This is a genomic window from Pullulanibacillus sp. KACC 23026 (assembly GCF_029094525.1).
Taxonomy (GTDB): domain Bacteria; phylum Bacillota; class Bacilli; order Bacillales; family Sporolactobacillaceae; genus KACC-23026.
Genome location: NZ_CP119107.1, coordinates 2,455,041 through 2,480,321, shown reverse-complemented (window position 1 = coordinate 2,480,321; position 25,281 = coordinate 2,455,041). Strand labels below are relative to the sequence as shown.

Genomic DNA, 25,281 nt, shown 5'->3' with positions numbered 1-25,281 from the left:
AAAACAAATTAAAGTCATTAGATAGTATCCCAATTCCTTCCTCAATAAAGTCAGGGAATAAAAGGAAAGGATGTTGTTTTATTCGTTATTTTTATCTTTGTAAGGATTATTCTCCTCATTTTCTTCAGCAAATTCCATCATATAAGTCATTTTCTGCTCGGTACCTCTAACGTGATCCCCGTTCCATCGCGTGCTTTGTTCTAATCGCAAGCGTTCAGCATTGGATAAGAGGTAATAGTGCAGAAACACTTCACCTACCGTAATGATGACTGCAGAAATCACGCTTCCCCAAGCGATTTGGAGGTAGCTATTAAGGACGAGACCCCCGAATAACCAAACGACTCCATAAGCGATAAAAAAATCAATGATGGTGGCCGTTGCATTGCCGAAAATTGGCAACAAAATTCGGTCGCCAATTAAATAAGAGACGATAGTAACAAGGATGCTAAATGACACAATTTCAGTTATTGTGGCTCGGAAAAATAAGTCCAATCCAACAGTGAAAGCAATTAAACAGACGACTAATTTTAAGAGCATGATCATCAGAGACTTCATGAATGGATTCCTCCTTGTGCTCACATTATGGGTAACTTCACCCCATTTCATACTCAATGGGGAGGACAGGCCTCCACTGAATGAAATACGGCGTGTTGAGGACTGTCCCCAGATTTGAAAGTGGGAGCAGGAGGGTGTACACTTAAAAGATCAGTAAGCCTTGAGAATGGAGCATGCACATGAATGTTAAATCTATGAATGTGGTGGGCGTTGGCGTCGATTCTGAAACTAGATGCAGTCACTACCACACGGAAAAAGATATTATTGCGATAAAATTTAAGTGTTGTGAGACGTATTACCCTTGTTATTTATGTCATGAGGCTTGTGCGGATCATCCGGCTGAACAATGGCAAGTCGATGAGCGCCATGTTAAGGCGATTCTTTGCGGTCACTGCGGCGAGGAGCTTACCATCGAAGCTTATCTGAACAGCGGGTCGAGATGCCCGACTTGTCAGTCATCGTTCAATCCGAACTGCCAATTGCATTATCATTTGTATTTTAAATAATCATAGCAGGTAAAAACCAAAAGCCATGGCAATGTAAGTCGCTAATAGGACCGCCCCTTCGAACCAATTGGACTCACCGTCATTGACGATTGTGATCGTAATGAAAACACCGACAATCATTGTGATGAGCTCAGTCAAATTAAAGACTAATGGCAGAAACGTAAACATCCATGATAATAAGACTAGAACGGGTCCGACGAACATGGCGGTTTGAACCGTAGAACCGATGGAAACTTCCATCATGAGATCCATTTTATTCTTAAGCGCCATGGATATAGCGGATACATACTCAGAGGCACTCCCAACGATCGCAATCACAATGATGCCAATAAAAACCTCACTCCAGCCAAACGCCTTACCAATCGGTTCAATAACCCCCACTAAGTTTTCACTAATATAGGCGAGAAGGACGGTTGCTACAGCCAGAACCAAGAGAGATTTTCCAGCTCCCCATTCGGCTTCTTCCTCTTCTTCGTTAAACTCCGTAACCCCTTTGAAAATTCCTTTATGAGTGACCAGACGAAACATTAAGGCTAGTAGATAAATAATGATCATGACAATCGAGAAAGCAGTGGATAATACTTGCATTTTCGCTTCATTGAGACGAAAGGAGAAAATGTAAGGAAGAACAAAGGAGACAGCTAGTGCAAATAACAAAATGCCTGTGTTGTGTCTAGCTTTGAACAAGCTAAACTTTTGTTCTTTGAATTTCAAACCGCCAATTAAGATTGAAATTCCACCTGCAAAAAGTAAATTCACGAGCACGACTCCCGTAATAGAAGAAATCACAACCGTGTTCAGCCCTTCTCTGAGAGCGAAAAAAGAAATAATAATTTCTGCTGCATTGCCAAAGGTAGCATTTAATAAACCGCCTAAAGTTGGCCCGACAATGAAGGCCAGGCTTTCCGTTGACCGGCGTATTTCATTGGCAAGGCCAATAAGTGTGACACAGTAAATGAAAAATTGGAGGATCTCGTTCATATGTAAAAGTTCACCTATTATAGATACCGGCACCCCTATAAGGGCGATTCCCCTGAAAAATGTATTCATACATGTCCTCCCAACGAAAAAGAAAGTCACCCGTTAGACTCACCTTCAAAAGCATTTGTTATGCATTGTAAAAAAGAAGTTTTAACGGAGAGAAGTCCTGAATAAAAATACTGAAACTAAAAACCGTGTGAAAATAATGTCAAAAATTAGCGATTTTAGGAAGGGTTTTCATTAGAAGTAGCGAAATAGTATAGGGAAACAGAAAATTCTATAAAGGAAGGTGTAAGAAGTATGGAAGATTTGGAAAAACGACTTGTCCACTTGTCTTTTATGAGAGAAGGGCCTTTTCCGGAAGAACGAAAAGGAGAGGTATTTTCGATCGTCAATGACATCATGACTTTTGCTATTTACCATTATGATGGGACCATTATTCATCATTTCGAACAATTGATGCAGGACTTACCTAATTTAAGAGACCCTGATCTGAAGTTAGAAATGAAACATCATTTATTTTGGTGGGTGGTTTTCTGCGACATCCAAGATTATCATCAGGCGACGATTTACCAATCCTTTGTCGAGAAGAACTGGCGACGTTTTCGCTACGATGAAACACTGCTTCAAGTCATTTTCAATTGGAATTATTTACATCCGGGGATTTATAAAGTTGTACATGTTGTCAGTGAGAACGACGTCATTGTCTATGACTTAGTAAATGGTGACCAAAAGTCAGTGATTGTTTATAACGAGAACTTTCAATATCCAGAACAAGGTGATCTTTTGATAGGGCTCTTGATCCCATTTGGCGATGGTACATACAGTCCTATCTTTAACTTCCTTCGCATTTCAGAATCCTCTGTATTACCTCTAACTGATTTAATTTATGCTCATTTTAAACAATCATCCTCGACTTCCTTTAGCCATTTTTTACGTACGTCATTTGGCGAACTCCTCCCGGCGATTTATCCCTTTTGTCAGTTTATAAGTGACACGCATTTATAAAAAAAGAGTGATTGTTATGGGTCGCTGATTTTTAGTGACCCGTTTTTTTTTATCCAAAAATGTTTGAAACTAAGTATGGATTGCCTTGAGTTTATTTAAGTACTCGGCTATTTAGGTGTATTTATTTTCGGATTCTTTTAAAGTGTCAGCGTTTACATTATAATTAAAGGGGATGATGGGACATTCATTTACAATTAACTGAAGTACTTTTTAGAGGAGGCTTATAAAATGTCGGGAAGATTCGATGGAAGAGTTGCGTTTGTTACTGGGGGAAGTCGCGGAATAGGTCGAGCTATTGTAGACCGTTTTGCAGAAGAAGGCGCAAAAATTGCTTTTATTGACATTAATGAAAAAGCACTCTCTGAATCAACAAATGAATTACGCGAACAAGGATATGAGGTATTTTCAAAGGTGGCGGATGTCGCGAGTTTTGATGAAGTTGAACAAGCGGTTAACGAAGCGGCAGAAGCTTTTGGGTCAATTGATATCTTAGTAAATAATGCAGGTGTCATTCGAGATAATCTGCTCTTTAAAATGACCGATGATGATTGGGATACCGTTATGAATGTGCATCTTAAGGGGTCCTTTAATGCGGCACGTGCAGCGCAAAGACATATGGTCAAACAAAAATATGGACGAATCATTAACATCTCGTCAACGTCTGCTCTTGGTAACCGCGGTCAGGCCAATTATGCAACTGCGAAGGCTGGCTTACAAGGCTTCACAAAAACGCTGGCCATCGAGTTGGGAAAGTTTGGCATTACCGCCAACTCAGTAGCTCCAGGCTTTATTGAGACAGAGATGACGCGTAACACAGCTGAAAGAATCGGCATCACTTTTGAACAATTGATCGATGCAAGCGTCGCTCAAATTCCGGTCGGCCGTTCGGGTCAGCCAAGTGATATTGCTAATGCTGTCGCCTTTTTTGCTGACGAACGTTCTTCATTTGTCAGCGGCCAGGTCTTATATGTCGCAGGCGGGCCGAAGAATTAATGCGGGTGAGGTGAGTTAGATGTTTAACGAGATCGTTGGCAAACGTTCTAATAAGGTGAAAAACACGGTTGAGCGCGGAGCTGTTAAAAAATTTGCGGAGGCCATCGGTGATCCTCATCCTCTTTTTGTGGATGAGGAAGCAGGAATACGCTCTAAATATGGTGTCAACATAGCTCCGCCAACCTTTCCAAGGACCTTTGATTATGGAGTTATTGAAGAGATGCCTTTACCGGAAAAAGGGTTGATTCATGGCGAACAGAGCTTCCATTATGAGCAGCCGCTCCTTGTGGGAGAAACGATTTATTGTTATCAAGAAGTCATTAATTATTATGAGAGAAAAGGGAATTTTGGAGAAATGGGCTTTCTAGTGATTAAACGAGTGGGCGAATCGCCTCTTGGTGAGCTCATTTTTACCGATGAGCAAGTCATCATTATTAGTGAAGCCGTTAAAAAGGGGATGGGCGTATGACAGGTTTAAAGGAACTTTCAATCGGAGATGCTTTACCGCCTATTGAACTTGAACCAGTTTCTCGTTTAGATCTCATTAAATACGCTGGGGCTTCAGGCGACTTCAATCCCATTCACACGATTGACGAAGAGGCCAAAAAAGCAGGACTGCCAGGAATCATTGCTCATGGTATGTGGACAATGGGTAATCTTGCAAAGCTTTTCTCACCTTATTATGACAGTGGGTTTGTAAAGGATTATTCCGTACGTTTTCGTCATATGGTCTTCTTAGGCGATCGATTGACACTTGAGGCAACGCTTTCCAAGATCGATGGTGAAGATTTAACCTTTGATGTGGTGACGACCAATCAAGAAGGCAAGACGATTATTAAAGGTAAACTCGTTTTTACTTGTATCGAGTAAACAAAATGAACATGGGATCTTTGAAAACAGAAAAGTCTATATTTATTTTTAATATTAGCGTTGCCAAAATTATGGGTGACATGTTATAATTTAATAAATTATTGTTGTTCGGTGTTTACAAAGAAGAATCGTTACAAATTTTGTTTAATGGTTTTCTCCTTGGAACATTCAATGGACAGTAATAGTAATAAAAGTGGTTGATCCACGCAGGAGGAAATAAAATGGCTCAAGGTAAAGTAAAATGGTTTAACGCAGAAAAAGGTTTCGGTTTCATCGAAGTTGAAGGTGGAGACGACGTATTCGTACACTTCTCCGCAATCCAAGGCGAAGGCTTCAAAACTCTTGACGAAGGTCAAGAAGTAACTTTCGACGTAGAGCAAGGTCAACGCGGACCACAAGCTGCTAACGTTGTTAAAGGCTAATTCTTTTTAACAAAAGAATAATAAAAGGCTAATCCTTATGGGTTAGCCTTTTTATATTCTTTTTTTAGGTAAACTCCACTATTGCGAAACGTTTAACTTCACATCTAGCGTTTAGTTTCTTTTAGTTGGTCCGCTGCTTCTGCCACGACACAAGCTAAGTCATCGTTCCCGTATAACGCTAGAACATTTAAAACCGTATCTAGGCTGATTTCTCCTGCCTCTTCTTTAGGAACAGTAAGGGCTAGTGCATCATGGAGGGGACTGGCCGCAGAAGAATGACTGTCTGCTTGAAGAGACCTGTCTCCAATCACTTGGTTTGGGTAAGCTTTCTGGTAGAGATCAAAAGGATCGAGATCATGATTAATGCACCACTGAGAAAAGACAAGGATCATCATCTGTTCATCTCGTTTATAGGCTTGGATGATGGATTGTTCAAGTTCGTTAGACAAATGAATCGGCCTCCAGACATTTTAAAAGCTATTGCTTTAAGAATTATTCTATTATATCAGGTTAGCGGACTTACCTGTTAGTCATCGAGAGAACGTTTTTTTGCGAAAACGAGCAAGGTATCATCATCTAGGCGTACCTGATTTGTCTATAAAGAACTCTATTGACACAACGATTGAAGTGCAGAAAAGATGAGGTTTGAGTGAGGCGGTTGGTGTTTGATCTTTGAAATTATGGGGATGATAAAGGGAAAAGGTAAAGGGAAAGGATCACTCCTTATCATGCCAAAATCTTACTCGCAATTTTTTTATGATACAACTCTAGCTTGGAAATTAGCGCTTGGAGCCGGTCTTTCATGGCAAATCGCAAAATGGGCGGGCTCCACGCATCCCTATCTGGCTCCGCTTTCTGTCATTCTCACATTACAAGTGACGGTTGATCAATCGATTATCTATGGACTGCAAAGGACGTTAGGCACACTAGCAGGTGTTATAATAACGGCCTTATTTATTCCTTATATCGGACTGTCAGCCTGGAGTATCGCCTTATCCATATTAATTGCCTCTACCATTATCGCTTTGCTTGGTTTCAGTAAGATCATGATGAATCAAGTGGCGCTTAGCATGTTGCTCGTTCTATCGTTTGAAAGTCATCCGAGTTATGGATTGGACCGTGTGCGGGATACACTAATCGGCTGTATTCTCGCCGTATTGATAAATATGCTGATCTTTCCGCCTGATTTAACGAAACAAGCGATCAAAGAGACCGATCAATTCTCCAAACATTTAACCGAGGGATTTCAGAATGTTGGAAACTGGTTAAAGTCTGCTTTTATTCTTCAAGAAGGGGAGTACCTTCACCAACAAGCAATCGGCCTGTTAAAGGAATTAAATCAAACGATCAATTCTTATCAAAAGGCAGAAAAAAGTCTCCGCTTCCATCCCTTCACCATGAAGAGCCATCAACGGTTAAAGGATGTCCAGGATCAACTAAAATTTCTTGAACATGGCTATACACGATTAATTAATATCATTGAAACACTTATAGAATGGAATAATTACAGTGAAATTTCTGCGGAACAGAAGCATCTTTGGGCAAGGCGGATGCTGGATATTGCTCATAATTATAAGAGTTGGATGTCTAATAATGAAACGACCAACTCAACTGATTTAGAAGAGACCTGCACAAAATGGGAAACAGATTTTATTCAACCGACATCGTTTAAGGACTATCGTTGGGCATATGCCATACAGAATGACACGATCCAATTATTGTCAAGATTAGATACTACTAAAAACAATCGTCTATCACTACAAATGAAAGTGAATCGAATCGTCAAATGAAGTCCGACTCACCTGTTTACTCATTGGTTTTCATAATCCGGATCTTTAAGAATGCGATTTGTTATGCTGTCCATTTGCTTGAAACCTTGACTTTTCAAAGACTCATCTAGATTTTGGTTGGCTTGCGTATCCTTCTCATATTGTTGAAACAGAAACAACAAATGCTATAATGTTGTTAGTGTATCATTGGTGAAGGGGATAGGCCATGAACAAAGAAGAACAGCTATTAATAAGTTTTAGGGACTTATTTAACAAGATAGCTTGGCTAAATAAGCCTAAGATGGAAGAACATCTTAGAGGTTATAAGGCCTCTGAAGTCCATTGTATCGAAGCGATTGAAAAAAATAAGGATCCCAATGTAACAAAACTGGCGGAATCTCTTTATATGACGAGAGGCGCTATAAGTAAATTAACTAAGAGACTTATAAAAAAAGGCCTTATAGAAGACTACCAGAGGCCGGATAACCAGAAGGAAATCTATTTTAGGCTTACGGAGCAAGGGAAAGTCATTTATAAAATCCACGAGCAACTACACAAGGAGTTTGAAGAGCGGGACAAAGTTGTATTCGAACAAGTGACCGAGGAACAATTTGACTCAATGCTTAACTTTTTAGAAACATACAGCAAGCATTTAGATGCAGAAATAAAAAAACAAGGGTTTATGAATAATTAAATCAGATGAACTTACCACGTACTAAGCAACAGACAGATCACCTCTAAAGAAGAGATAGATCTGTCTTTTTTATTCGATTTATTTTGTTGACATAGAAACAAAACGGTGTTACGATTTTGTTGACACAGAAACAAAAAAAGAGGAGAACGAGATGTTAAAAGATAAAGTTAACAAATTACCAAAAGAAGTACTCGCAGCTGGTTGGGCCATTGCACTTGGAGCCATTGCACCAATGCTTGACTCAACCATGGTGAACATTGCCATCGACAAACTGACTAGAGAGTTCAATACCACATTGGCTATCATTCAATGGGCCATTACAGGTTATGTTTTAGCACTTGCGATGGCCGTTCCTGTATCTGGTTGGTTGATGAACAAATATAACGGAAAGAAAATTTACATTGGCGCAGTCATCGCCTTCGGTATCATGTCGGTATTAGCTGGAACAAGTTGGAATGTTTCAAGTTTCCTCTTATTCCGCTTGCTACAAGGTTTCAGCGCAGGAATTATTACCTCGCTTATGTCAACGCTCCTGGTTAAAACAGCAGGTCAAGAGAACTTAGGAAAGGTTATGGCAATTGTTAGCACCCCTATGATCTTCGGCCCAATCTTCGGCCCTGTAGTCGGGGGGGTTATTATTCAAGGTGTATCGTGGCATTGGATGTTCTTTATCAACGTGTTTATCGTTTTGATCGCTGCACCGCTTATGATTAAAAGAATTCCTGACTTTGAACCCTTCAACAAAGATAGTCAACTTGATGTTCTTGGGATAATCGATTTATCTTTAATGAGTGCGGCCATGATTTACGGAATAACCAAAGCGGCAGACCATGCCTCATTTAGCAATAGCGAAACCATCTTGTGGGTGGGTATTGGCCTACTTTTAGCAGTCATTTATATCCTATACAATCGAATCAGAAAGAATCAAACGGTGCTTCCTTTAGATTTGTTTGCTCATAAGAGTTTTTCAACAGCAAGCGTTGGTTTGTTTCTAGCGAATGTTGCCGTCATGGGACCTCTGTTAATCTTTCCATTGTTTTTCCAAAACATCCGTCATTTCACAGCAATTGAAGCAGCCTTAGCTCTAATTCCTCAAGGGCTTGGCATGCTTGTTACTCGACCATTGATTGGAAAAATGATAGACACAATCGGTGCAAAATATGTGGTGATGGTTAGCCTTGTTGTTTCGTTGTTCGGATCGATTCCGCTTATCTTTATCACTGATCAATCAAGTATGATTTGGATTTCTATCCTCTTGTTCATCCGCGGGACAAGTTTTGGAGGGATTATGCTTCCACTCATGAGTGACGCTTATACAGGACTTAACACCAAACAACTTCCAGAAGCAGGTGTTGGTATTAACATTATTGAAAACCTGGGGTCAAGTTTCGGATCAGCCGTTATCGCAACCATTGTTGCAACGGTCATACAAGGTGCGCATGCATCTGTGACGAGTGACGTAAAAGGCTATCAGGCCGGTTTCTTAGCATCTGTTGTTGTCCTTGCCATACTCTTTATCCCAAGTCTATTTCTCACACATAAAAAGTAAATTAACACATGGCCGCATGGTAATGTGACTCGGCTGACATGTTCATGCCTAAGGAGGGTACCACAAAAAAATTAAAGTTTTAATCAATTTGAAAGTTAAGAAATTTTATAAACATAAAATAAACCTAACGGAAAGAGGGGAATCAACCTAAAAAGACGAGTTAACCTCAATTACTAATCAAGCCAGGAGGGATCATTAGATGATTCCTTTTTATTTCTTAGAAAGCTTTAGAATCTGGACTTTGGATAACTCATCAATCGTGGGTGGAATCTTTAAATCGTTTTTAGGTAAAAAAACTCGGATTATCTAACTAGTATTAATCACCAGAGATTAATAGAGAATAACACTGCAAGATAAGCTCATTAATATCGAATAGGCTATCATTCAAGCTTTTCATAATGAAACGAATAGCTGAGTTTGCAATCACAATCAGTAAAATGCCTGAGGATTGGAATGAGGTTAAGCATAGATTATTAACCGCCTGACTATCACGAGTTTGAGGTCGCAGTAATTGATAAATAGAAAAAGAATAGGAACACAATCAAAGTCAAAAAGTCAGGAGTTGGGCATTAACGAACAGAGTATGAAAGATGATAAAGAATTGTTTTGAATTTAAAATGTACATTATTACGTAAAATATCATTTTGACGAAATAAACCTAAAAGTTTATACTAGAAATAGTTGATCTTTACCTTTATTGATTCATCTTATCATTTCGGCAAGCTTTTCTTTTAAATTCATTTATAGTTACATACACTTTCTTATTAGTCTCTTATTAGGAGTTGATTGTTGTTGAATCATGAAGCTGAAATGCGTTTTCACGAACGCGTTGATGAAAAATCCCGCATGTTGCCTTGGTATGTTAATGAGTTCATCTCTAAAAAACGCCGAACGCTGTCACCGGCTACTTTATTAAACTATTGCCATGACTACATCATCTTTTTTGATTGGCTGCTCGCTGAAGGTTATTTTAATGGCGATCGCACCGATATTCCACTTGAACTTTTAAACGGTCTTACTGTCCAACAAATTGAGGATTTCCTTACTTTTTTACAGTTTCGCCTGGATAATTCACCATTGACCGTTAATCGCAAACTTTCGGCTCTTAAAGCCTTATTTCATTATTTACAGAATATTGCGGAAACAAATGACCTCCAGCCTTACCTTGATCGCAATGTTATGGCCAAGGTCGAGCTCAATCAAGTCAAAGAGGATCAAGAAGCAATCGCGCAGAAAATGTCAGGTAAAATCCTCTGGGATCAGGAATATGAGCAATTCCGCGAATTTGTTGCTCAAGGATATGGTGATTTATATAAAGAAAACAAAAGACGCTACCACTTTCATCTGCAAAATCGGGAGCGTGATACAGCCATTATCTCCCTTATTCTTGGTTCTGGACTCCGACTATCTGAAATTGTTGGCTTGGATGTAGATGACTTGGATTTGAAGAAATTCAGTGCTCGTGTTATTCGTAAAGGGAATAAAGAGCAATATGTCTTTTTCAGTGAACAGGCACTTCTCGATCTTCAAGACTATTTGGCTGTGCGCAAAGCCCGGTATAAGTTAACGGATCAAATTAAAGCGTTGTTTGTTTCCTCGCCTATGGGACCAAAAGGAACGACACGCCGGATGACACCGCGGGCGATTGAAAAAATGGTTGAAAAGTATGCAGCAGAATTTGGCAAACCTGCCCTTTCCGTTCACAAATTGCGGCATTCCTTTGCAACACGCTATCACGCCGAGAATAATGATGTTCCTAAGCTTAGACGGCAATTAGGCCACTCTTCTATCCAAACAACGATGATCTACACACACTTAACGAATGATGAGCTTAAACGTGCAGTTGATAACATGGACGGTTATCCATCTAAACAAACCGAATCAGAATAACATGATAAAAGACTCGGGACATGCACCCCGAGTCTTCTTATTTAAAAAATGAAATGACTAAGAAATTAATTAAAGACAATCGTTTTATTTTCATGAATGATAATTCGGTCCTCCAAATGCCATTTAACCGCGCGGGCCAAAACACTCCGCTCCACACTCTGACCGATTTTCTTCAAGTCAGTAATCGTATCACGATGGTCAACTCTCATTATATCCTGCTCAATAATTGGACCTTCATCCAAATCATTCGTGACATAATGAGAAGTGGCTCCAATCAACTTCACTCCTCGATGAAAGGCTCTCTCATAAGGTTTTGCCCCAATGAAGGCAGGGAGAAATGAATGATGAATATTAATGATTTGATTGGGATAAGCACTGACAAAATCTGGTGTTAAAATTTGCATATAACGAGTTAAAACAATGGTATCGACCTGATACTTTTTAAAAAGGTTTTGCTGCTCCCTTTCTGCTTCAGACCGATTCTCTTTATTTGATGGTATCCAGAAAAAAGGAATTCCATATGACTCAACAAGCTCTTTTGCGTCTTGGTGATTGCTGATCACCAATTTAATTTCTGTTTTCAAATGCCCGGATTCCCATTCCCATAAAAGCTCTTGAAGACAATGAAGCTCTTTAGATACCAAGATTGCTATTTTCTTGAGATCAGATACACCACGAAGGTCCCACTTCATAGCGAAGTTATCCGCAATCGGTTGAAAGCCATTTTTTAGTGTTGAAATCGTAACTTGAGGTTCCAGGATTTCAAACACAAGGCGTATGAAAAATAATCCACCAGTTGGGTTTGTGGAATATTGACTAGATTCAATGATATTACAGCCTTGCTCATTTAAAAAATGAGAAATAGCAGCCACAATGCCGGTTTGGTCCGGACAACTGATTAATAGTCGAGCTTGTTTTTTTCGTTCATCCCTATATTGATTGAGTTGATTCGCAACTGATGGATTCATGTCAGCCTCCTTCTTACTTAATTGGCATGCTTTTCTACAAATCGTTTCATTCGCTTGGTGGCTTCATTTAGCCTTTTTAGTGAAGTTGCGTAAGAACATCTGATAAAGCCTTCTCCGTTTTGACCAAAAACACTTCCAGGAACAACCGCCACTTGTTCTTCCATTAACAGAGCTTCAGCGAATTCTTCCGACGTGAACCCAGTCGACCTAATAGAAGGAAAAGCATAGAAAGCGCCTCCTGGCATCGGGCACTCCAAACCCATATTGTCAAAAGCTTGCACGATGAAATGACGTCTTTGCTTATAGCTAATCTTCATTTCCCGGACGCTGTTTTCTCCATTTTTCAATGCCTCGACAGCCGCATATTGGGCCATAGTGGGCGCACACATCATCGTATATTGATGAATTTTGATCATGGCTTGAATGATATCTGTCGGTCCGGCTGCATAACCTAATCGCCAGCCTGTCATGGCAAAAGCTTTGGAAAAACCAGAGATAAGAAGGGTATGCTCCTTCATTCCCTCAAGAGAAGCAACACTCGTATAAGGCTCGTCATAGGTTAATTCAGCGTAAATTTCGTCTGACAAGATTAAGAGATCATGCTGTTTTATAACCTCTGCAATCGCTGTCAGTTCCTTTTTATTTAAAAAAGTGCCTGTTGGATTATTAGGATTGCAAAGAATCACGGCTTTTGTTTTTGAAGTAATCGCCTTCTCTAGTTGAACAGGCGTTAGCTTAAACTGATCTTCAGGACAAGTCTGAATCGTAACAGGGATCCCTCCTGCTAACAAAACGGCCGATTCATAAGCAACGAAAGTAGGTCCCACAATAATGACCTCATCACCAGGATTAACAATCGCTCTTAAAGCAAGATCAATCCCTTGACTCGCTCCAACTGTCACAATCAATTGATCTTGAGAAGAATAACTGATGTGAAACTGTGTTCGCAAATAAGTACTGATTTCTTCGCGTAACTCGGGCAATCCAGCATTAGCGGTATAAGCGGTGTGTCCTTGTTCTAAAGAATGATAGCTTGCTTCGATCACATTCCATGGTGTAACAAAGTCAGGTTCCCCAACACCTAAGGAGATCACATTCTCCATCTGTGAGGCGAGATCGAAGAAACGGCGTATTCCTGATGGCTTTAGATTGGCTACCGTTTCTGATAAATATGAATGCGGGGATCTTTTTAAGGTCATGGAGATACCACCATTCGTTTATCTTCTTCATCATCTCCCAAGATGATGCCATCGTGCTTATATTTTTTGAGAACAAAATGTGTGGTTGTAGATAGAACTGATTCAAGGGTTGATAACTTTTCTGAAACAAATCGACTAACCTCGAGCATCGTTTTGCCTTCGATTGAGACGGATAGGTCATAAGCTCCTGACATTAAGTAAACCGCCTTGACTTCCGGAAAGCGATAGATGCGCTCAGCTACCTTATCAAAGCCAACACCGCGGGTCGGCGTTACTTTGACATCAATCATAGCGGTGACACCTTCGTAATCAAGGACTTTCGACCAGTCAATCAAAGCGGAATAGCCTTGGATCGCCCCAACGGTTTCTAGCTCCTCAAGCATCGATTGGATCTCATCATTTGATAGATTTAAAAGTTTTCCAAGTGTATCTATGTCCAGACGACCGTTTTTTTCAATAAGGTGTAAAAGTTCTCGTTCCTTTTCCTTCAAGACTGATTCGCTCCTTCATGTTGTTTCTTAACTAGTAGATAAATGCCTATAACTTCTATGCGTTGACGCAATAAATAATACCTTTTGTTTATTTTACACCCTTTTAGAAAAAAAGAAACTTAAAATTCAAATTCGATTCGTTTTATCCGCCGAATCGTTCTTGTTTTGGTTGATGAGATAGACGTTAGGATGCACACCATTAAGGTCAAGTTTCGTTGAAGTCAACGATTGAGGGGTGAGCTTTTCGGAATGTTTATTAAACACGAGTGCAACCTGATCGCTGGTTAGATGAATCTCATTTTGAAGCGGATGTGATTGAGAGGAACTGACATTAACGGTTTCAAATTTATGCTTCCCTGCAAGTTGTAAGTAGCCGAGAAACACCAGCAGGATAAATGCTGCAAGCGCGATCCTCCATCCTTTTCTTTTGATCATGAACTATCTCCCCGGAATTCATTTTGGAATTATCATTATTTTCTATCCATTTTATCATAAATGAACACAAAAAGAAGAGAAGGATTGATAAAAATCCTTCTCTCATGGGTTTGCTTCAGTTCATGGTTTTAGCTGCTGCTGCTGGTCGCTAACAAACGTTTATAAAGTTTGATGGTAGTAAGATGCGCTGTTTCATGCGCCAAGGCAAAGTTGATTAAATCCCTGACGGTTGAAAGCGGGAACTTAGGAAATGTAACGGGTTCGGGAATCGTTTCATCTAAATGCCCTTCGAATGTTTGAGCAAATCGTTGCCCTTGTTCTTCTAGATGAGAAATCACTTGTTCAAGGCTTGTAGGCAAGGCTTCATTCCATTCCGATGGTCGTGTACCGGGTTTAAAGAGATTCACATAGCCATCTGGATAAATTGGTTCCCGTCCTGAAGCCTTCATAACGAGATTCTCATGAACAATGTAAATGTGGCCCAAGTTCCAGAGACTGTTATTGTTAAAGCCTTCTGGCGTGATAAGCGCTTGTTCCTGATCCAATGATTTAGCAAATTTCACTGTATTTTGTCGCACATACTTCAAATGATCGATTGACATAAAAGCACCCTCTCCATCTTCATTTACTTATAGTTTAAACCCGAGATCTTCAAAAGTCATAATAAAACGATCAGATCATTCGGTTGGATCATGAAAGAAGGAATAAATGTTTGAGTAACGATCATCAGGAACTTCTTTCACAAAGGGGCTGAGAGGACCGTTTGAGAGCAAATGCAGTTCATGCATAGCCCTTGTGCAGGCCGTATAAAACAAACGGCGCAAGGATTCTTCTCCGTACTCCACTTCTGATGCATTAAAGATGATCACCGCATCAAACTCGATTCCCTTTGCCAAATAGGTGGGCAAGACGAGGACTCCTTTATGGAAGGAAGCCGTCTCTTGAGTCATTAGTTGTACAGTCAGATGTGGATGAAGCGCTTCGTAGACTTTTCGGCTCTCTTCTGCCGTTTTACAGATAACTGCAACGGTCTGATGGCCCTCTCGCAAGATCTCCCCGATCCGAGACAGCAATAAATTTAAATGGTCCGTCGAATCTTTGCTTATATTGACAGTTGGTTTTTTTCCATGACGGCTGAATGGAATGATATTAGCGTCATTTCCTAATAAGCCTTTTGTAAATTCGGTAATCTCAAAGGTAGAACGGTAACTCTGCATGAGATTAATGCGTTCTTCCTCACCTAATTTATAATGCGATTGATCAAATAAGCGATCGATTTGAAGCGCATGAGGAAAGATCGATTGGCTGAAATCACCTAATACGGTAAATTTACTAACCGGGAAACTCTCTTTAATAAAAGCCATCTGAAAAGGGGTGTAATCTTGTGCTTCATCAATAAAAATATGCCGAATATCTAATTGTCTTTTTTGACCTTCAATCTTTTCCATCAAATAAAGAAAAGGAGTCGCATCCTCAAAATAGAGACGATTTTCTTTTAACTCCTGTATGGTTAACTGTCCGATTAATGTCCAGTCCTCAGGAAGTTTTTCTGCTTTCGGTGTAAAATTCTCAAAAACTTTAGTGTAAATGGCCTGATAATCAATAAACTTGAACGCTTTAATGCTTCGTCGCATTTTTTTAAAATGACGATTCACTACCATTTTCTTAAGAAGCTGTTCTTCTAGTTCTTGATCATCAAAAGAAGCCTCTCTCCCCCGGCGTCTCTTCTGAATCTTATGATGCACTTTGGCATACGTCTCTTTATCGAGTAAACCAATTGCTTCTTCTACCCATTCTTCATTTCGCTCTTGTTTCGCTTTTTCCCGTGTCTTTTGATAGAGCCAATCAGCAACGTGTTCGATCCGGTTAGGGATGGAAAGTGTTCGGTCAAGCGAATAAAAATAATCAGCAATGGCTTCAGAAGAAACCATTACGTCTCCTCTAAAACGTAAAGCTTTAAAATAAAGACCTTTTTCTTGACTCAAATGACTTATATACTCATCCAAAAGCCTTTTGAAAGAAAGTGAGGCCTTATACTGAATGCTCTTCAAACGCTCTGCTTTGTTGCTTGGTTGTTTATTCAAAACAGCCTCTAATTGTTCAAAAGGATCTTCAATGGTCCACTCGTTCCCTATACGCTTTTCTAAATATTGCAGAAAAGTGGTTTGGGTAATGTTCTCTTCCCCAAGCTCAGGTAAAACCGTCGCCACATAGCTATTAAACAACGGATTAGGTGAAAAAAGGATCATATTGGATGTGTTCAGTGATTCGCGAAAGTGATAGAGCAAGAACGCAATCCGCTGAAGTGCAGCCGACGTCTTCCCACTTCCGGCAGCTCCTTGAACAACTAACAATGAAGCCTTTGTGTTACGGATAATCCGATTCTGTTCCTTTTGAATCGTTGCCACAATGCTTTTCATTTGTTGACTGGATTGGTTGCTTAACACCTCTTGAAGCATTTCATCGCCTATGGTGATCCCGGTATCAAACATCCCTTTAATAAGACCATTGCGGATAATAAATTGTCGCTTTAACGTCATATCCCCTTCGATGGTTCCTCCGGGTGTTTGATAGACCGCATGACCGGGTGAGAAATCATAATAAAGACTTGAGATCGGTGCCCGCCAATCATAAATGAGAAAATCAGTTTCCTCATCATTCATGAGTGATGAAATGCCTAGGTAGATGGATTCCTCAGGCTCGCCTTCTTCTTTAAAATTAATCCGCCCAAAGTAAGGGTTCTCTCTTAGCCGGTGTAAGATTTTGAGTTGCTGGTGGCCGCCCCCATGAGTACGTTCTCTCTCAGCAAGCAGCTCCGCTTGTTGACGCAGGCTTGTATGGGTTTCAATAACGTCATCGGGTTCATCTAAGTTAACCGTCACATCCTCCCAAAAAGACTCCCTTAAATTAATGATTTCTTTTTTTAAGCCCCCTGTACTTTCTTCTAACCGATCTATTTTTTTATCTATTTCTTTAATAACGTTATCAACACGCTCTTGTTCTTGCTTCCACTCTGAATTGGTTTCTCCCATATTTAAAAAGCCCCCTTAAGTGACTGGGTAGTCTTCAGTCTGATCACGACCAATGATATCATCTTATACAAGTGTTTGTTTTTTTAACTCATTTATTCCAAAAAACGATCTCTGTTAGCGGCTGTTGGGAGCGGGCATGACTCACTTTGTCCAAACCATTTATAACGATTACGTGCCACTAGATCATATAATTTGTCCCGAAAAAATCGTGGGATGAGTCGAGCTATAACGAACCATCGAAAGCCAGGACCAAAGAAGGTCAAAAGCTTTAGGACTGCCTCTGATTTGATCGAAAAATCAAGGCCATTAATAAAAACAAGGCTATTCAGTTTTTTTGATAGGCCTCTTTCTTTTAATAACTGCTGTCCGATCTTACTTTGTAGTGAAGCAAATTGAATGGACTCAGTGCGATCATGTTTCAGAACGAATCGGACACTATTCTGACACAAATGACAAACCCCATCAAATAAAAGAATAGGCCTTGACCGTTCCATCCAAGATTCCTCCCTCCAAGGTTTGAAACGCGGGGACGGTTCTCCCGTTCCATTTGAAAAGCCAGTCTCTCCCAACAAACAGCCGCTCTAAGTAGACCCGATTCCGTTTGGAGGGCTGTTATAGATATCGTTTTAGTTTGTTCATATAGCCATTCGTTCATTTTAAAAAGGAGCCGAAATGAAACGTAACTTTCCAAACCATAACATTAATTGGGAAGTTCCTATATAAAAACATAGGAAAATTGTAATAGAAAACCCCGTTTTCTGAAATACTTAGAATAAAGTTCTGAGGCGCTTCCTCAAATCCCCGAATGAAAAGACAGGTCGAAGCTTATGAAAAAAAAGAAAGTAAGTCGTTCTGAGGCGCTTCTATGGAGCATCGCCTTACCTGGTTTTGGACAGTTACTGAACGGAAAATTGATCAAAGGAATCCTCTTTATTTTAATTGAGTTTGTCGTAAATATGAAAAGTCATTTTAATCTTGGGATTATGTACAGCTTTCAAGGACATTTTCTCGATGCCCAAACCATTCTCAATTTTCAATGGCTTCTCTTTTATCCCTGTTGCTACATGTACGCCATGTGGGATGCATTTAAAGATGCTGAAGAAGCCGATCCCTCCCGCTTAACGTATCTTCCGTTTTTATGCGGAGCTGTCACGGTTACCACCGCTATCTTTTATTCAACGAATGACTATGTGACGGGAAAGCTTTTTGGACCGATTTTCTTTCCCATGTTAGCTCTAATTCCTGGTTTACTTATTGGCTGGATCATTAAAAAAGTATTGGAGCCATCCTCAAAATGAGCTCCCTGCCTTTCACTTTACACCGTAATTCACATTAGGGTGTTTTCAAATTCTTAAATTTAAGACGATGCTCTCGAAATAGGATATGAATGAACAGGGAAGTGATTAAAACAAGCCTGTAACAACGAATACCCTATGAACTGGACTTTCTCTCCTATAATCGGACCAAACATGCCGCCAATTTGATTGGCGGTTTGATTAAGTTCAGGGAAACGTGAATGAATAGGTGAGAAAGACGGTTAAAGTATAACTAATGGCAAGAAATAGATTGGTATGAATCCTCATCGTTTTTCCGCCAAAACGCTCATCAAGAGCTACCTGTATCGGTGAAGAAATGACACTCGCCATAAAGGCTGCGCTAGAAAAATTAGCCCGGACTAAACTTCAATAGGTGTATGAGCACCGAATGGCTTCAGGAATAATGGCAAAAAAGGATTAACATGGAAGCATACTGCAGTAAAAAAGCCCCGATCCCTGAGCACTCTCTTCCAGATTAACACACCTCTTGTCTTCCTTCATTTCATTCGTTCTTTCTAATCCATTAAACAGCTCCAAGCATCAAATGTACTAAGAAACCTTCCATCCAAATCCGTGTGTTCAATTATACACCTTCTGTTTCTAAGATGGTATTCCGAGGCTTTCGATTTCTTCTATGAAATAAATCCTTTTTTTATTCAAGCTGTGATACCTGCCTAGACAAAATGAGTTAAAAACTCATAAGTTATAGTAAACGCTGATCCCACATAGCGTTGTTTACAAAATGGACTCCAGGAGGTGTTATTACGATGGCATACGGTGCTGGTTTTGGTGCTGGCGGCGGATTTGCTTTAATCGTCGTGTTGTTCATCCTTTTAATTATTGTAGGGACTTCTTACGTCTGGTAGGTTGTCATTCAGTTGATCTATCAAGCGAAACACTTTTTTGGAGGTGGAAGCAAATGGCATACGGTGCAGGTTATGCTGGCGGCGGTTTTGCTTTGATCGTCGTGTTGTTTATTCTTTTAATTATTGTGGGTGCCTCCTACGTTTGGTAAACCCATTTGAAAATAAAGTTGACTATAACCTGACGAATGGGAGGTGTTAGGCATGGCTTATGGTGCAGGTTATGCTGGCGGCGGTTTTGCTCTGATCGTCGTGTTGTTCATCCTTCTCATTATTGTAGGGACCTCTTATGTTTGGTAAAGCGATATAGAAAACGAGACAGAGCCTGCCTCTTGTCTCGTTTTTTAGTGTTTATCACTTATTGTCCATGAAAAGCTTTAAGAATGAATTCTCGGTCAGGCACCTTATATTGTTCATATTGTTTCAGCCAAGTGTCGCGATCATAAGGAACAGCGTGAAGATTCACGATCAACCCTTCATTATATATATGGATTAAAGCATAACGCGCTTCTGCTTTGACATGACAACCTAATGAACCTGGATTCACCCACCAATTTGACAGACTATGAAAATAGTGGACAGGATGATGATGGCCAAAGGTGATGAACGGCTCCTGATTATCACTGAATAATTGTTTAATGTTATCAAATGTCGGATCCACAATCGGAGAAAAAGGATCTTGGTCGATCGGGAGTTTTTCATTGAGATAATGATAATGTGTTATAAGGGCGTCACTTGAACCAAAAGTGGTGGTAATTTGACGGGGGAGATTCTCTAAATAAGGGACAAATTGAGTATCGAGATGCTTTGCAACCCATTCATGATGTTTCAATGACTTTTCATGACTCTTTGGATAAGGACGACCTTTTACTAAAGCTAATATTGCTTCATCATGATTTCCTGACACGGATTCTATTCTGTGACGAATGACCAATTCAAGCACTTCATTGGTATCTGGTCCTATCCCAATTAAATCACCAGAGCAATAAATACGAGATACATCGTCTCTTTGGCTAATGGCTTCTAGAACCGCTTTTAATGCCGGTGAATTTCCATGAATATCAGTAATGATCGCTACCGTTTCCATTTGTCTCTCCTTCCCTTCCTCTTAACTTCTTCTTGAATCCCAACGTTTAGTTTCCCTTTAACCAAACAAACCTATTCGAAACGTCTGCGGAATGTCAAAATCAGGTTAAGCTTAACTTTCAAGATAATGAGCCTGTAGAGTGAGAGTTTCTTAAGTGACAACCGTTTATTAAAATCGTCATAATGAAAATCCCCTAAGCGTCTGTCATCAACTTAGGGGATTCTTTTCTTTAAAACAGAGTATCTTCTTTTTTTATAGAGAGCTTCCAAATATCTATGATTCGTCCATCTGCTTCTTCATCAATGATGAAAGAACCGTTATTGTAACGATCATGATTCTTCAGCGTCGTCATTTCGATTTCGATTTCTCGGCCATTCTCCGTCTCTAAAGCCATTACATCGTTTTGATCGACAAGGTCAATGCCAACAATTCGATGCGGATTCGTCTTTAACTCACGAAGCATAATAAGTCCTCGGCGAGCGCGTGTTGACTTTTCCAATTGCGAGTAGACGGACATTTTTTTTACGGCACCCCGCTGTGTCGCGATGAAAAGATCTGGATTTTGCCCTACAGGGAAGGCCTTTGCCCCGATGACTAAATCATTGTCCTTTAAATTAATAGCTTTCACACCTGCTGCACGTTGGCCGACTACACTTACTTCTTCTTCATCAAACCATAATCCATAGCCATTGACGGTTGCTAATACAAAATTCATCTGACCATCTGTTAAATGAACATCGATGACTCGGTCGTCTTCTTTAAGCTTTAAAGCCATTAACGGTTTTGAATAGCGCTGAGCTTTATATTGACTGAGCTCTGTCCGTTTGACGAGACCGTTTTTTGTAAAGAAAGTCAAGAAATGAGGCGTATCGAAGGATTGGAGGGACAGGGCCTCGACAATCGTTTCATCGGAATCAATCGGGATTAATTGTGCAATCGGCTGTCCCATTTCCTTCCATTTTTTATCAGGGATCTCATGAATCGGGAGATAGAGATAATTCCCTTTATCCGTGAAGACAAGCAGTGTGTCCGTCGTATTCACTTGCTGTTCATAGAGAACTCGATCGCCTTCTTTCATGGCACCCTCTTCACCATTAGAAGCGGCGTAAGAACGAAGACTGGAACGTTTAATATAGCCTTCCTTCGTGACGACTAATTGCACATCCTCTGCAGCCACGACCACTTCTAAATCAATCTTAATCTCCTCGATTTCGGCCTCAATAACGGTTCGCCTAGGTGAACTGAACCGTTTTTTAACATCGAGCAATTCAGATTTAATCACGTTGATTAAACGTTTCTCAGAACCCAAAATAGCTTCGAGCTCAGCAATTTTCTTTTCAAGCTCCTCTGCTTCCGCTTGGAGTGTTTGTATATCGGTATTCGTTAACCGATATAATTGAAGGTTAACTATGGCTTCTGACTGCGGTTCGGTAAACTGAAAAGCTGTCATTAAATTTTGTTTAGCGTCTTTTTTGTCCTTAGACGCACGAATCGTTGCAATCACTTCATCCAAAATCGAGATCGCTTTAATCAATCCATCAACGATATGGCGTCGATCGCGCGCTCTTTGAAGTTCATATTGAGATCTGCGAGTTACAACTTCTTTTTGGTGATCAATGTAGGAGGTAAGGATATCCTTTAACCCCATAAGCTTAGGTGTTTTTTTGGATATAGCCACCATGTTGAAATTGTACGTAATCTGAAGATCTGTGTTCTTATAAAAATACTTTAGGATGCCTTCTGCATCGCCATCTTTTTTTAGTTCGATGACAACGCGAAGACCTGTCCGATCGGTTTCATCACGAACTTCAGCTACTCCCTCGACCTTTCGATCTAAACGAAGCTCCTCCATCTTTTTCACAAGATTGGCTTTGTTGACATCATAAGGGAGTTCAGTAATGACGATTTGCTCGCGACCACCCTTAAGCGGTTCAATTTCTGCTTTTCCTCGCAGTACGACCTTGCCTTTTCCAGTTTGATAGGCTTTCTTTATTCCTTCAAGTCCTTGGAGGATGCCTCCGGTTGGAAAATCTGGCCCCTTTACGAACTGCATCAGATCGCCGAGCGTGCATTCAGGGTGTTCCATCGCATAAATGGTCGCATCAATCACTTCATTTAAATTATGAGAAGGAATATCCGTTGCGTAACCGGCCGAAATTCCGGTGGATCCATTAACAAGGAGATTGGGGAATTTGGCTGGAAATACAATCGGTTCTTCCGTTGAATCATCAAAGTTTGAGACAAAATCAACGGTTTTCTTATCGATATCGCGAAGCAGTTCTGATGCAATGGCAGAAAGACGAGCTTCTGTATAACGCATAGCAGCCGGCGGGTCGCCGTCAAGAGACCCGTTATTACCGTGCATTTCGATTAAGACATTGCGCATCTTCCAGTCTTGGCTCATCCGAACCATTGCTTCGTAAACGGATGAATCCCCGTGCGGATGATAATTACCAATGACATTACCAACCGTCTTGGCTGATTTTCTAAAAGGTTTTTCTTGCGTGTTCCCTTCCTGATGCATCGCAAACAAAATGCGTCGCTGTACTGGTTTTAAGCCATCACGAACATCTGGTAAGGCACGTTCTTGAATGATGTATTTACTATATATCCCGAAGCGATCGCCTATAACGTCTTCTAGCGGGAGGTCTAATAGTTTCTCAGGCTTTCCCATGTATTAAACTCCTTCCGTGACGGATAGGTTTTCATTTTCAAGAATATTGGTTTCTTCATCCAATCCAAAGGCCACATGTGATTCGATCCATTTGCGTCGGGGCTCAACCTTATCCCCCATCAATACAGAAACTCGGCGTTCAGCACGAGCGAGGTCATCTATTTTGACGCGAATAAGCGTTCGCGTTTGCGGGTCCATCGTGGTTTCCCATAATTGATCAGCATTCATCTCACCAAGCCCTTTATAACGCTGAATGATATAACCTTTTCCGATTTTTTGAACAGCTTCTCTAAGACCTTTTTCATCCCATGCATATTCAATCACTTCTTTTTTTCCAGTCCCTTTGCTAACTTTGTACAAAGGCGGAAGGGCGATAAAGACTTTCCCTGCTTCCACAAGCGGTCTCATATAGCGATAGAAAAACGTCAGAAGCAATACTTGAATATGAGCTCCGTCGTTATCAGCATCCGTCATGATGACTATTTTATCGTAATTGCAATCCTCAAGCGTAAAATCATTCCCCACACCTGCACCGATCGCGTGAATAATTGTATTTATTTCTTCATTTTTAAAGATATCCTGAAGTTTGGCTTTTTCCGTATTAATGACCTTGCCTCGCAGCGGAAGTACGGCTTGAAAAGTGCGGTCGCGTCCTTGTTTAGCAGAACCTCCTGCTGAGTCACCCTCGACTAAATAAAGCTCATTCTTGTCGCGATTCTTTGAAGAAGCAGGCGTTAGCTTCCCGCTTAAGATGGTATCACGGCGCTTGCTTTTCTTGCCGTTGCGCGCTTCATCCCGAGCTTTTCGTGCGGCTTCCCGAGCTTGAAACGCTTTGATCGCCTTACGAATCAGCATTTCGCTTATTTTGGGATTCTCATTTAAGAAATAAGTTAATTGTTCGGATACAACCGCATCAACGGCTGAGCGTGCTTCACTTGTTCCTAACTTGCCTTTTGTTTGACCTTCAAATTGTAAAATGGACTCCGGAACTCGAACCGAGACGATGCCGGTAAAGCCTTCACGTATATCTGAGCCTTCTAGATTTTTATCTTTATCTTTTAATAGACCTGCTTTACGAGCATAGTCATTAAAAGCACGTGTGACAGCTGTCTTAAAACCGGATTCATGAGTACCCCCATCTTTTGTCCGAACATTATTAACAAAGGATAATATATTCTCAGAATAAGCATCGTTAAATTGAAAAGCCACTTCAATTTCAATGTCGTTTTGCTCGCCTTCAAAAGAAGCGACGGGATGAAGGATATCCTTATCCTCGTTCAAATACTCAATGAACGCCTTAATTCCCGTTTCATAATGGTAGGTTTCTTCTTCCCCATTTCGTTGATCAACCAATCGAATGGACATTCCTTTTAACAGGAAGGCCGCTTCTCTTAACCGCTCACTTAATACCTCAAAGTTATAAGTCGTTGTGCTAAATATAGTGGGGTCCGGCTTAAAATGAATCTCGGTACCAGTTTGCCGGGTTGTCCCAATTTTCTCAAGTGTCGTGACTGGCTTTCCACCATTCTCAAAGCGCTGACGAAAAATGGATCCGTCTCGCTTAATTGTGACAACCAGCCATTCGGAAAGAGCATTAACAACTGAAGCGCCGACACCATGTAATCCGCCAGATGTTTTATAGCCGCCCTCGCTGTTAAATTTTCCTCCTGCATGAAGAACCGTTAAGATGACCTCGGGAGTCGGTTTGCCTGTCCGGTGCATTCCCGTCGGCATCCCCCGCCCTTGATCCAAAACGCTAATGCTATTGTCTTTATGAATCGTGACGGTTATGGATTCACCAAAACCGGCAAGCGCCTCATCGACTGCATTATCGACAATTTCGTAAACCAAATGATGCAAACCTCTCGCATCTGTAGATCCTATATACATACCAGGACGTTTACGAACGGCCTCTAGTCCTTCAAGAACTTGAATTGTATCATCCGAATAAACATTTGTATTTGCCAAGTCATTAACTC

At 40.5% G+C, this 25,281-nt stretch carries 27 protein-coding genes; 14 read left to right on the top strand and 13 right to left on the bottom strand.

Going from position 1 to position 25,281, the window contains the following annotated elements; genetic code table 11:
- Positions 1–78: 78 nt before the first annotated feature.
- A complete protein-coding gene (locus tag PU629_RS11550) occupies positions 79–555 on the bottom strand; it encodes a YndM family protein (RefSeq protein ID WP_275280221.1) in 477 nt (158 codons plus the stop codon).
- 179 nt (positions 556–734) lie between these two features.
- Between PU629_RS11550 and PU629_RS11545 the strand changes: the two genes are divergently transcribed.
- The gene (locus PU629_RS11545; protein WP_275280220.1) at positions 735–1,061 is read left to right on the top strand and encodes a CHY zinc finger protein; all 327 of its coding nucleotides are present in this window, start codon (positions 735–737) and stop codon (positions 1,059–1,061) included.
- Here the strand turns inward: PU629_RS11545 and cax are convergent, their stop codons facing one another.
- The gene (gene cax, locus PU629_RS11540) at positions 1,062–2,111 is read right to left on the bottom strand and encodes a calcium/proton exchanger (RefSeq protein WP_275280219.1); all 1,050 of its coding nucleotides are present in this window, start codon (positions 2,109–2,111) and stop codon (positions 1,062–1,064) included.
- Positions 2,112–2,342: 231 nt separating this feature from the next.
- On the opposite strand from cax, the gene PU629_RS11535 reads away from it, so the two are divergent.
- The 5 genes from PU629_RS11535 to PU629_RS11515 all read left to right on the top strand — a co-directional run bounded on the left by PU629_RS11535 (position 2,343) and on the right by PU629_RS11515 (position 5,335).
- Positions 2,343–3,050 (top strand): hypothetical protein, encoded by a 708-nt coding sequence (locus tag PU629_RS11535; RefSeq protein ID WP_275280218.1) that lies wholly within the window; start codon positions 2,343–2,345, stop codon positions 3,048–3,050.
- Positions 3,051–3,278: 228 nt separating this feature from the next.
- The gene (locus PU629_RS11530) at positions 3,279–4,043 is read left to right on the top strand and encodes a beta-ketoacyl-ACP reductase (RefSeq protein WP_275280217.1); all 765 of its coding nucleotides are present in this window, start codon (positions 3,279–3,281) and stop codon (positions 4,041–4,043) included.
- Positions 4,044–4,062: 19 nt separating this feature from the next.
- Positions 4,063–4,512, top strand: a complete 450-nt coding sequence (locus PU629_RS11525) for a MaoC family dehydratase N-terminal domain-containing protein (protein ID WP_275280216.1) — start codon at positions 4,063–4,065, stop codon at positions 4,510–4,512.
- Entirely contained in the window at positions 4,509–4,913 is a 405-nt protein-coding gene (locus PU629_RS11520; RefSeq protein WP_275280215.1) for a MaoC/PaaZ C-terminal domain-containing protein, read from the top strand. Before PU629_RS11525 ends, PU629_RS11520 begins: the two co-directional genes overlap by 4 nt.
- Before the next feature lie 221 nt (positions 4,914–5,134).
- The gene (locus PU629_RS11515) at positions 5,135–5,335 is read left to right on the top strand and encodes a cold-shock protein (RefSeq protein WP_275280214.1); all 201 of its coding nucleotides are present in this window, start codon (positions 5,135–5,137) and stop codon (positions 5,333–5,335) included.
- Positions 5,336–5,439: 104 nt separating this feature from the next.
- Here PU629_RS11515 and PU629_RS11510 read toward each other — a convergent pair whose 3' ends face one another.
- The gene (locus tag PU629_RS11510; protein WP_275284406.1) at positions 5,440–5,730 is read right to left on the bottom strand and encodes a hypothetical protein; all 291 of its coding nucleotides are present in this window, start codon (positions 5,728–5,730) and stop codon (positions 5,440–5,442) included.
- 270 nt (positions 5,731–6,000) lie between these two features.
- Here PU629_RS11510 and PU629_RS11505 point away from each other — a divergent pair, with 270 nt between their 5' ends.
- From PU629_RS11505 to xerS, 4 genes are all read left to right on the top strand, one after another.
- Positions 6,001–7,125, top strand: coding sequence for an FUSC family protein (locus tag PU629_RS11505; RefSeq protein WP_275280213.1), 1,125 nt, complete (start codon positions 6,001–6,003; stop codon positions 7,123–7,125).
- A 205-nt stretch (positions 7,126–7,330) separates the two neighbouring features.
- Positions 7,331–7,798, top strand: coding sequence for a MarR family transcriptional regulator (locus PU629_RS11500; protein ID WP_275280212.1), 468 nt, complete (start codon positions 7,331–7,333; stop codon positions 7,796–7,798).
- Positions 7,799–7,949: 151 nt separating this feature from the next.
- On the top strand, positions 7,950–9,347 hold the full coding sequence (locus PU629_RS11495) for an MDR family MFS transporter (protein ID WP_275280211.1): 1,398 nt from the start codon (positions 7,950–7,952) through the stop codon (positions 9,345–9,347).
- A 792-nt stretch (positions 9,348–10,139) separates the two neighbouring features.
- On the top strand, positions 10,140–11,237 hold the full coding sequence (gene xerS / locus PU629_RS11490; protein WP_481900512.1) for a tyrosine recombinase XerS: 1,098 nt from the start codon (positions 10,140–10,142) through the stop codon (positions 11,235–11,237).
- A 65-nt stretch (positions 11,238–11,302) separates the two neighbouring features.
- Here xerS and purU read toward each other — a convergent pair whose 3' ends face one another.
- The 7 genes from purU to PU629_RS11455 all read right to left on the bottom strand — a co-directional run bounded on the left by purU (position 11,303) and on the right by PU629_RS11455 (position 17,856).
- The gene (gene purU / locus PU629_RS11485) at positions 11,303–12,205 is read right to left on the bottom strand and encodes a formyltetrahydrofolate deformylase (protein WP_275280210.1); all 903 of its coding nucleotides are present in this window, start codon (positions 12,203–12,205) and stop codon (positions 11,303–11,305) included.
- Positions 12,206–12,222: 17 nt separating this feature from the next.
- Positions 12,223–13,404 (bottom strand): aminotransferase, encoded by a 1,182-nt coding sequence (locus PU629_RS11480; RefSeq protein ID WP_275280209.1) that lies wholly within the window; start codon positions 13,402–13,404, stop codon positions 12,223–12,225.
- A complete protein-coding gene (locus tag PU629_RS11475) occupies positions 13,401–13,895 on the bottom strand; it encodes an Lrp/AsnC family transcriptional regulator (RefSeq protein ID WP_275280208.1) in 495 nt (164 codons plus the stop codon). The genes PU629_RS11480 and PU629_RS11475 overlap by 4 nt, the downstream gene beginning before the upstream one ends.
- A gap of 126 nt (positions 13,896–14,021) precedes the next feature.
- On the bottom strand, positions 14,022–14,330 hold the full coding sequence (locus PU629_RS11470) for a hypothetical protein (RefSeq protein WP_275280207.1): 309 nt from the start codon (positions 14,328–14,330) through the stop codon (positions 14,022–14,024).
- Between the two features lie 128 nt (positions 14,331–14,458).
- A complete protein-coding gene (locus PU629_RS11465; RefSeq protein WP_275280206.1) occupies positions 14,459–14,932 on the bottom strand; it encodes a DinB family protein in 474 nt (157 codons plus the stop codon).
- Positions 14,933–15,007: 75 nt separating this feature from the next.
- Positions 15,008–17,362: an RNA polymerase recycling motor HelD gene (gene helD, locus PU629_RS11460; RefSeq protein WP_275280205.1), complete on the bottom strand. Its 2,355-nt coding sequence runs from the start codon at positions 17,360–17,362 to the stop codon at positions 15,008–15,010.
- A gap of 92 nt (positions 17,363–17,454) precedes the next feature.
- A complete protein-coding gene (locus PU629_RS11455) occupies positions 17,455–17,856 on the bottom strand; it encodes a thiol-disulfide oxidoreductase DCC family protein (protein ID WP_275280204.1) in 402 nt (133 codons plus the stop codon).
- Positions 17,857–18,189: 333 nt separating this feature from the next.
- On the opposite strand from PU629_RS11455, the gene PU629_RS11450 reads away from it, so the two are divergent.
- The 4 genes from PU629_RS11450 (at position 18,190) to PU629_RS11435 (ending at position 19,841) form a co-directional block, all read left to right on the top strand.
- Positions 18,190–18,660, top strand: coding sequence for a hypothetical protein (locus PU629_RS11450; RefSeq protein WP_275280203.1), 471 nt, complete (start codon positions 18,190–18,192; stop codon positions 18,658–18,660).
- Between the two features lie 785 nt (positions 18,661–19,445).
- The gene (locus tag PU629_RS11445) at positions 19,446–19,544 is read left to right on the top strand and encodes a YjcZ family sporulation protein (protein WP_275280202.1); all 99 of its coding nucleotides are present in this window, start codon (positions 19,446–19,448) and stop codon (positions 19,542–19,544) included.
- 53 nt (positions 19,545–19,597) lie between these two features.
- Positions 19,598–19,693: a YjcZ family sporulation protein gene (locus PU629_RS11440; protein WP_275280201.1), complete on the top strand. Its 96-nt coding sequence runs from the start codon at positions 19,598–19,600 to the stop codon at positions 19,691–19,693.
- Positions 19,694–19,745: 52 nt separating this feature from the next.
- Positions 19,746–19,841 carry a YjcZ family sporulation protein gene (locus tag PU629_RS11435; protein ID WP_275280200.1) on the top strand — a complete coding sequence of 32 codons (96 nt, stop codon included), beginning with the start codon at positions 19,746–19,748 and terminating at the stop codon, positions 19,839–19,841.
- Between the two features lie 58 nt (positions 19,842–19,899).
- Here the strand turns inward: PU629_RS11435 and PU629_RS11430 are convergent, their stop codons facing one another.
- The 3 genes from PU629_RS11430 to parE all read right to left on the bottom strand — a co-directional run bounded on the left by PU629_RS11430 (position 19,900) and on the right by parE (position 25,270).
- A complete protein-coding gene (locus tag PU629_RS11430; RefSeq protein WP_275280199.1) occupies positions 19,900–20,628 on the bottom strand; it encodes a metallophosphoesterase family protein in 729 nt (242 codons plus the stop codon).
- 229 nt (positions 20,629–20,857) lie between these two features.
- Complete coding sequence (parC, locus tag PU629_RS11425) at positions 20,858–23,302, bottom strand: DNA topoisomerase IV subunit A (protein WP_275280198.1); 2,445 nt, start codon at positions 23,300–23,302, stop codon at positions 20,858–20,860.
- Between the two features lie 3 nt (positions 23,303–23,305).
- Positions 23,306–25,270: a DNA topoisomerase IV subunit B gene (gene parE, locus PU629_RS11420; protein ID WP_275280196.1), complete on the bottom strand. Its 1,965-nt coding sequence runs from the start codon at positions 25,268–25,270 to the stop codon at positions 23,306–23,308.
- Positions 25,271–25,281 lie beyond the last annotated feature (11 nt).

What these genes read in the sequence shown, in the direction of transcription:
- PU629_RS11520 (WP_275280215.1), top strand. Translation starts at nt 4,509, where the DNA reads ATGACAGGTTTAAAGGAACTTTCAATCGGAGATGCTTTACCGCCTATT.
- PU629_RS11545 (WP_275280220.1), top strand. Translation starts at nt 735, where the DNA reads ATGAATGTTAAATCTATGAATGTGGTGGGCGTTGGCGTCGATTCTGAA.
- PU629_RS11455 (WP_275280204.1), bottom strand. Translation starts at nt 17,856, where the DNA reads ATGGAACGGTCAAGGCCTATTCTTTTATTTGATGGGGTTTGTCATTTG.
- purU (WP_275280210.1), bottom strand. Translation starts at nt 12,205, where the DNA reads ATGAATCCATCAGTTGCGAATCAACTCAATCAATATAGGGATGAACGA.
- PU629_RS11515 (WP_275280214.1), top strand. Translation starts at nt 5,135, where the DNA reads ATGGCTCAAGGTAAAGTAAAATGGTTTAACGCAGAAAAAGGTTTCGGT.
- PU629_RS11465 (WP_275280206.1), bottom strand. Translation starts at nt 14,932, where the DNA reads ATGTCAATCGATCATTTGAAGTATGTGCGACAAAATACAGTGAAATTT.
- PU629_RS11450 (WP_275280203.1), top strand. Translation starts at nt 18,190, where the DNA reads ATGAAAAAAAAGAAAGTAAGTCGTTCTGAGGCGCTTCTATGGAGCATC.
- cax (WP_275280219.1), bottom strand. Translation starts at nt 2,111, where the DNA reads ATGAATACATTTTTCAGGGGAATCGCCCTTATAGGGGTGCCGGTATCT.
- PU629_RS11470 (WP_275280207.1), bottom strand. Translation starts at nt 14,330, where the DNA reads ATGATCAAAAGAAAAGGATGGAGGATCGCGCTTGCAGCATTTATCCTG.
- PU629_RS11530 (WP_275280217.1), top strand. Translation starts at nt 3,279, where the DNA reads ATGTCGGGAAGATTCGATGGAAGAGTTGCGTTTGTTACTGGGGGAAGT.
- PU629_RS11495 (WP_275280211.1), top strand. Translation starts at nt 7,950, where the DNA reads ATGTTAAAAGATAAAGTTAACAAATTACCAAAAGAAGTACTCGCAGCT.
- PU629_RS11440 (WP_275280201.1), top strand. Translation starts at nt 19,598, where the DNA reads ATGGCATACGGTGCAGGTTATGCTGGCGGCGGTTTTGCTTTGATCGTC.
- parC (WP_275280198.1), bottom strand. Translation starts at nt 23,302, where the DNA reads ATGGGAAAGCCTGAGAAACTATTAGACCTCCCGCTAGAAGACGTTATA.
- PU629_RS11480 (WP_275280209.1), bottom strand. Translation starts at nt 13,404, where the DNA reads ATGACCTTAAAAAGATCCCCGCATTCATATTTATCAGAAACGGTAGCC.
- PU629_RS11445 (WP_275280202.1), top strand. Translation starts at nt 19,446, where the DNA reads ATGGCATACGGTGCTGGTTTTGGTGCTGGCGGCGGATTTGCTTTAATC.
- PU629_RS11550 (WP_275280221.1), bottom strand. Translation starts at nt 555, where the DNA reads ATGAAGTCTCTGATGATCATGCTCTTAAAATTAGTCGTCTGTTTAATT.
- PU629_RS11525 (WP_275280216.1), top strand. Translation starts at nt 4,063, where the DNA reads ATGTTTAACGAGATCGTTGGCAAACGTTCTAATAAGGTGAAAAACACG.
- PU629_RS11500 (WP_275280212.1), top strand. Translation starts at nt 7,331, where the DNA reads ATGAACAAAGAAGAACAGCTATTAATAAGTTTTAGGGACTTATTTAAC.
- PU629_RS11430 (WP_275280199.1), bottom strand. Translation starts at nt 20,628, where the DNA reads ATGGAAACGGTAGCGATCATTACTGATATTCATGGAAATTCACCGGCA.
- PU629_RS11510 (WP_275284406.1), bottom strand. Translation starts at nt 5,730, where the DNA reads ATGATGATCCTTGTCTTTTCTCAGTGGTGCATTAATCATGATCTCGAT.
- PU629_RS11435 (WP_275280200.1), top strand. Translation starts at nt 19,746, where the DNA reads ATGGCTTATGGTGCAGGTTATGCTGGCGGCGGTTTTGCTCTGATCGTC.
- PU629_RS11535 (WP_275280218.1), top strand. Translation starts at nt 2,343, where the DNA reads ATGGAAGATTTGGAAAAACGACTTGTCCACTTGTCTTTTATGAGAGAA.
- helD (WP_275280205.1), bottom strand. Translation starts at nt 17,362, where the DNA reads ATGGGAGAAACCAATTCAGAGTGGAAGCAAGAACAAGAGCGTGTTGAT.